Source organism: Mesorhizobium sp. M4A.F.Ca.ET.022.05.2.1 (assembly GCF_003998845.1).
In the GTDB taxonomy this organism is placed as follows: Bacteria; Pseudomonadota; Alphaproteobacteria; order Rhizobiales; family Rhizobiaceae; genus Mesorhizobium.
Map to the genome: position 1 here is coordinate 1 of NZ_RZOJ01000344.1, position 6,474 is coordinate 6,474.

General features: G+C 62.8%; 8 protein-coding genes and 1 pseudogene. All 9 read left to right on the forward strand.

Annotated features, from left to right (window positions below; all coding sequences use genetic code 11):
* Nucleotides 1–129: 129 nt before the first annotated feature.
* Nucleotides 130–489 carry a hypothetical protein gene (locus EN745_RS26940; protein WP_127422656.1) on the forward strand — a complete coding sequence of 120 codons (360 nt, stop codon included), beginning with the start codon at nucleotides 130–132 and terminating at the stop codon, nucleotides 487–489.
* A 70-nt stretch (nucleotides 490–559) separates the two neighbouring features.
* The gene (locus tag EN745_RS26945; protein WP_126093992.1) at nucleotides 560–850 is read left to right on the forward strand and encodes a hypothetical protein; all 291 of its coding nucleotides are present in this window, start codon (nucleotides 560–562) and stop codon (nucleotides 848–850) included.
* Complete coding sequence (locus tag EN745_RS26950; protein WP_127422657.1) at nucleotides 847–1,989, forward strand: hypothetical protein; 1,143 nt, start codon at nucleotides 847–849, stop codon at nucleotides 1,987–1,989. Before EN745_RS26945 ends, EN745_RS26950 begins: the two co-directional genes overlap by 4 nt.
* A 35-nt stretch (nucleotides 1,990–2,024) precedes the next feature.
* On the forward strand, nucleotides 2,025–2,978 hold the full coding sequence (locus EN745_RS26955) for a phage major capsid protein (RefSeq protein ID WP_281034793.1): 954 nt from the start codon (nucleotides 2,025–2,027) through the stop codon (nucleotides 2,976–2,978).
* 12 nt (nucleotides 2,979–2,990) lie between these two features.
* Entirely contained in the window at nucleotides 2,991–3,482 is a 492-nt protein-coding gene (locus EN745_RS26960) for a hypothetical protein (protein ID WP_127287261.1), read from the forward strand.
* Nucleotides 3,483–3,543: 61 nt separating this feature from the next.
* On the forward strand, nucleotides 3,544–3,753 hold the full coding sequence (locus EN745_RS26965; protein WP_127422658.1) for a hypothetical protein: 210 nt from the start codon (nucleotides 3,544–3,546) through the stop codon (nucleotides 3,751–3,753).
* Between the two features lie 41 nt (nucleotides 3,754–3,794).
* Nucleotides 3,795–4,454 carry a hypothetical protein gene (locus tag EN745_RS26970; RefSeq protein WP_127422659.1) on the forward strand — a complete coding sequence of 220 codons (660 nt, stop codon included), beginning with the start codon at nucleotides 3,795–3,797 and terminating at the stop codon, nucleotides 4,452–4,454.
* Entirely contained in the window at nucleotides 4,454–5,158 is a 705-nt protein-coding gene (locus tag EN745_RS26975) for a hypothetical protein (protein WP_127422660.1), read from the forward strand. Before EN745_RS26970 ends, EN745_RS26975 begins: the two co-directional genes overlap by 1 nt.
* 53 nt (nucleotides 5,159–5,211) lie before the next feature.
* Nucleotides 5,212–6,474 (forward strand): annotated as a pseudogene (locus EN745_RS26980) (hypothetical protein); the annotation flags it as partial.

A 6,474-nucleotide genomic window follows, 5' to 3' on the forward strand; every position in this document is an offset into this window, starting at 1 on the left:
GCTCGGCAAGGCGAATGGCCTCGGGACAGGAACGGCCATCTTCCGAGACACCAACGACACGAAGGACCGCATCAACGCCTCGGTCGATCAGGACGGCAACCGGCTGGCGGTCATTCTGGATCCGAGCTGATGTTTGCTGATCGCTATTTCGGCAAGCGATATTTCGGCAATCGGTACTTTGGCCCACATGGCGCCGACGTCGATTCGCTGTTCAAGCCAGGCGGCGGCTACTATCGCAAGCCGATCAAGTACGTCCGCGATGGCAAGATTGTCGACCTCGACGAGCCGCGGCCCGCACCCGAACTGGTCGAGTGGCCAGCCGTCGCGCCGGAGATTGTTGCAGCGCTGCTCGCCGGCTTCCAGGCTCCGCCGATCGAGCTGCCGGACGCGGCTGCATTGGAGCGGCGCCTCGGGCGCATGGTCATCGACCGCGAGATGGCAGCCATGCGCGACGATGACGACGCCGTGTTGCTGCTCCTAACGTCCTGAATTGCAAGCGGCTTAGAATTTCGCACCGACCGCTTGCACCCTGTACCGGCCCGAACAGCAGGACAGGAAATTGGCCAGGTACGTTTTCCGAGATGGCATCTTCGTCGACCGGCAGACCGGCGTTCCGATGGAAAAGCCGTTCGCTGGCCAGATCGTCATGCCGAACGTCATTTCCGACATCCCGGATTATGCCTCGCCGATCGATGGCCGAATGATCACGTCGCGCTCTGAGCGCCGCGATGATCTGAAGCGCAACAACTGCGTCGAATACGAGCCGTCCCTGTCACCGACGAAGGGCAAATTTCGCAACCCCGATTTCTGCAAGAAGCGGGGTCTTCAGGTGTCAGAGGAATTTCGATGAGCACTGCTGTAGCAGAAAGCCTTGCCAACAATGCCCCGCCGGCCGGCGCCATCGCCGAGGCCGTGAACAACAATTCGGCGACGGCTCTGGCCGATGACGCGGCGCTGGAAGCCATCTGGAACAAGCACGAGCGCGACAACGGAGCCGAGCGGGACGAGGGCAAGTTTGCCAGCCCGAACCCTGAGAAGAAGGCCGACGCGAAAGCCGAAGCCGGCAAGGTATCGCCCGAGGGCGGTGGCGGAGAGGAACAGGCCGGCGGTGGTCTGACGCCTGACGCAGGGTCGGTTCCTCTCCCGGCCAACTGGCAGGGCATCAAGGGCGGCGTTGCCGAGAACGTCAAGCAGGCTTGGGAGAAAGCGCCGGCCGAGCTGCGCAAGTTCGTCGCCGAGCGCGAGCAGGAGCTTCAGGGCCGTCTGTCCGACCACGGCCGGCAGGTTTCGGTTTACAAGCCCATTCAGGAAATTCTCGACCGCAACGGCGGCTACTTCGACCCGAACACGGGCAAGAAGATGGCTGACGGCAAGGTCGTCACGCCAGCCCAGGCGATCGAGTATCTTTTCAACGTCCAGCAGAGCATGGACAAGGCCCCCGTCGAAACGATCATGAGCATCATCGACGGCTATGGCATCCGCGACAAGATTGCGGGTGTCTTCGGCCAGACCGTCCAGCAGGGCGAAAGCGAATTGCGGCAGGAAATCGCCGGGTTGAAGCAGATGCTCGCATCCGTCCACAACTCCGCGAACATCGACGACCGCATAAACCAGAGGCTCCAGGAGCGCGACGCCACCACCGCCGCCAATGAAGAGTTGGGCCGCTTGTCAGCCGACAAGCCGCTTTACTCCGAAATCCCTGAGAAGCGGATGGTCACCTTCATCAACGATGCATGGGACCGGCTTGGAGCCACCGCCTCGAAAGAGGCCGTGTTCAACCTGGCCTATGACATGGCAGTCAACGCCGATCCCGATCTGCGGGCCAAGGCAGCCGCCGCGAAACCGGCCGCTCCCAAGGACACCGGAAAGGTCGACGCGGCCAAGCGCGCCAACTCCGTCAACATCCCCTCAACAGCGTCGGGCAAGGCTCGGGTTCTCTCCGAAGATGAGGAACTGGCCGCTGTCTACGACCGCAATCAGAAAGGCTGACCCCGATGGCTGGTCCGTCGACTACCTTTACTGAAATGGTATCCACCACCCTTCGCAACAGCGCGACAGAAGTGGCGGACAACGTTTCGAAGAACAATGCCTTCCTCAACCGGCTGAAGAAGAAGAACAAGATCCGCAACCTTGACGGCGGCACCGAAATCCAGGTGCAGCTCGAATACGCGGAAAACAGCACCTATCAGCGCTATGCCGGCCTCGACACGCTGAACACCAACGGCTCGGACGTCGTCACCTCCGCCAAGTACGATTGGGCGCAGGTCGCGTTGCATGTTGTGTCGAGCGGCAAGGAGCTTCGGCAGAACTCCGGCAAGTTCGCGATGATCAACCTGGTGAAGACCAAGAAGAACAACGCGCTCAAGACGGCTGCCAACAACTTCTCCGTCGACCTCTACTCCGACGGTTCGCTGGCGAACCAGATCGGCGGCCTGGCCAACATCCTCCAGACCAACGGCCAGGGCATTGTCGGCGGTATCGACGCCGCGACATGGACGTTCTGGCGCAACAAGTTCCGCGAGGCCACCGGCACCAATCTTGCCGCGACCCCGAACGCGGCCAACGCTGCGACCTTCAAGGCGGACATGAATGCCATCTGGCTCACCCTGAACCGCGGCGCCGACAAGCCGGACCTGATCACGTTCAGCCATGACTTCTACTCGCTGTACGAGACCGGGGAGCAGCAGCTTCAGCGGTACATGGACGCCGACATGGCTCAGTCCGGTTTCATCGGCCTGAAGTACAAGACCGCCGACGTGATTTTCGACGACAACACGAATTTCACGACCACGGCCGAGAAGGGCTACTTCCTCAACTCCGACTACCTCTACGTCGACCAGCACAAGGAGGCTCAGTGGACGCAGGACGACGAGAAGAAGCCCGTCAACCAGGATGCGGTTGTCATCCCGTTCTACTGGATGGGCAACGTCGTCTGCACGAATCGCTCGCTTCAGGGCGTGCTCTTCGACGCGGCATAAGGAGCAAGAACGATGACCTCTTTTGTTGGTATCGACGTCACCAAGACGTTCACCGCCGCGCAGCTCACCGGCACCGAATCCGGCAAGGCTCCGAAGATCGGCGACACCTACGAAGCGTATGACGGCAAGGTCTACCGCTTCGTGAAGTACAACCAGGGCGCCGGCGCAATCGCCGCCGTCGTCGGCAACGTGGTTGGCTTCTACGCTGCCGGTGGCGTCTCTGCCGGCCAGTACAACGAAGTCACTTCCGACGTGTCCGACACCGCCGCGAACGGTGCGGGCGTTCTCGCCGGTGCGCCCGGCAACGGCGAGTACGGGTGGATCCAGGTCAAAGGCCCGGCCACCGTCACCACCGCGCTCGTCTCGGGCGGCGATGGCAATGCGCTGATCCTCTCGGCCACCACCGACGGCACCCTGAAGGTGGCCGCCGCCGTGACCGACACGGTTTGCGCCTACGCGATCGACGCCTCGGCGAAGATCATCATGTGCGCGTTCCCGTACTGACCGCACCTCGGGCGGGCTGCAACGGCCCGCCTGCCTTTCCTCTCGCAAAGGAGTGCCAGAGATGGCCGACAAGTCCGACAAGAACGAAGCCCCCGCCGACCCCGTCGCAGTCGATACCCAGGCCGGTATTTTCCCGAAATTCCGCAAGCTTTGGAACGGCGGCGAGCACCGCAACGCGATCAACCTCGCCAATGCCGAAAAGCTGTCTGAAGCCGAGTGGGCGGCGCTGCACGCCGAGTTTCCCGGCATCGTCGCAGTGATCAACCAGTAGGGCGCCGCTGGCGCCCACAACGTTTTCAGGAGCCGAACAAAATGAGCGAAGCACAGCCCCTTATCCGCGTGATCGGGTTCAAGACGAGCTACGAGAAGCTGCCGGTCAAGGGCGATCCGGTGAAGGAGAAGTGCGACCATAAAGGCTACAAGCTCGACGCCAGCAGCCGACGCATCCTTGAGCTTCAGCCAGAGGACTGGGTGACCTATTCGCCCTCACATTCGCCGCTGAACACGCGCACCACCGAACGCATCCGGCATCTGCTGCCCGACCCGTCGTTGATGGGCGAGGACCAGGACGGCGAGAAGCTGCGTTTCATGACGGCGCGCTGGAACCAGATCGAGCCGGCCTATGTCGCATTCAAAAGCGGGCAGGAAATCCCGCTCAACGGTACGGCGCTCGCCGCCTGGTCTGGCGTCACGCCCGAGCAGGCCGAAGTGCTGCGCACCGCCGGCATCCGCACGGTCGAGGAAGTCCGCGACCTGACCGACGGGCAGCTTGACCGCGTGCGTCTTCCGAACATGCGTGATCTGCGCAAGCAGGCGGCGCTCTTCCTCGAGAACAGCGACGCAGCCAAGGCCGCCGAGCGCGAGGCCGCGAAGGATGCCCAGATCGCCGAACTGGTCGAGCGTCAGGCCGCGATGGAAGCCATGATCGAGGAACTGACCAAGCCGAAGAGCAAGGGCAAGGAAGCTGCCTGATGTCGATCCTCGACGTGGTCAAAGGCGCCGCGACAGTGCTCGGCATGGAAGTGCCGACGCTGCTCTATGGCGCGACCGGTCGAGAGATGGTCGAGATGCAGGAACTGGCCAACGTCATGGCGTCCGAAATCGCGGATGCCCATGACTGGCAGAAGCTGCTGATCCTGAAGACGCTCACCGGCGACGGCGTGTCAGATGCGTTCGAAATGCCGACCGACTTCCGGCGGATGCAAAAGACGTCGTCGCTCTGGTCGTCACGCTGGCAGTGGGCAACCGAACATCTCACCAGCCCGGATCAGTGGCTTGAGCTTCAGGTGACGCCGATCGCCACGGTGAACGGCTACTGGATCATTTTCGGCGACCAGTTCCACCAGTGGCCGGTGATGGCGAACACCGAAACCGTCAAATTCTTCTACGTGTCGAACGATCTGGTCATGGCAAGCGACACGTCGAAAAAGACGATGTTCACCGAGGATGCCGACAGCTTCCGGCTTTCCGAGGAACTGCTGAAAAAGGCGATCATCTGTCGCTGGAAGCAGAACAAGGGACAGGCCTACGAGCAGGATCTGGACGACTACCAGGACCTGCTCCTGCGCCGGATCGACAACGACGGAGGTTCCAAGCCGGTCGTGTCCGGTCAGCCGCCTCTCAGTTGGCGCGGGCGGCGCGTGGCGTGGCCAGGCACGGTCACAGGTGCAGCGTGAGGTACGAACGCTTCCCCGGTCGCCGGAAAGCCGTTCCGGCCCCTGCGCGCGCCATGGCGCAGCCCTTCACCTTCGGTGCGCCCGTCGCAGGCTGGGTCACCAACCAGAGCCTGGTGAAGTCCAAGCCGGTCTCGGCCCAGAGGCTTGAAAACTGGCTTCCGACCTCGTCCGGCATTGTTATGCGCGGCGGTTCGGTCAAGCGCGCCACGATCGGCAGCGACCCGGTCGAAAGCTTCATCACCTACAATGCCGGCGGCACCAAGAAGATTTGGGCCTGCGACGAGACCACGGTTCGCGACGTCACCGCGCCCGCAGACGCTGTCACGCCGCCGGCCGCCTCGGTCACCGGCCAGACGTCGGGCTACTACTCCTACGTCAATTTCACGACCTCGGGCGGCTCGTTCGTCGTGGCGGTCAACGGCACCGACTTCCTGCAGCTCTATTCGACGACGTTCGACTGGAGTGCGGTCAATGGGCTTGCGACCTATCGCCTGAACTTCGATGCCCAGACCGTCAACTTCATCAACGGTCAGGTGGTGACGGGTGGCACGAGCGGCGCGACGGCAACCGTCGTCAAGAACGTCGACAACGGCGCGACCGGCTCGCTAATGATTCAGTCGATTACCGGGACCTTCGTCGACAACGAGACGATCACCGGCGCTGGCGGCGGTTCGGCTACGGCCAACATTCCAGGCGGCATCGTTCAGGTCTCGGCCGCGATTACAGGCGTGGCCACCAGCGCGCTGTCTCACGTCTGGCTCTATCGAAACCGGCTGTTCTTCATCCAGGGCGGCACGATGAAGGCCAGTTATCTGCCGGTCGATTCCGTTACCGGCGCGCTCGGCACGCTGAACCTGTCCGGCGTCTTCCAGCGCGGCGGCTCACTGCTGTTCGGCGGAACGTGGTCGCTGGATGCCGGCGACGGCATCGACGACAAGTGCGTGTTCGTCACGACAGAGGGCGAGGCGGCGATTTTCGAAGGCAGCAACCCGGCCGGCGCGACCGCTTCAGAGTGGAACCTGGTCGGCCGCTATGACCTCACCACGCCGATGGGCAAGCGTGCCACGATGCGCGCCGGTGGCGATCTGATCGTGGCGACGAAGGAAGGCATGGTTCCCATCTCGGCCGCGATCAACAAGGATGCCGCCGCGCTGTCCCTAGCCGCCGTCTCGCGCAACATCGAGCCCGATTGGAAGCATGAAGCGGCCCGGCGCCTGTCTCTGCCCTGGGAGGTAATCAAGTGGCCGGACATGAACTATGCCATCGTCTCGCTGCCGATCACGGCCGAGGGGCAGGAGGCCTGGTCGTTCGTCGTC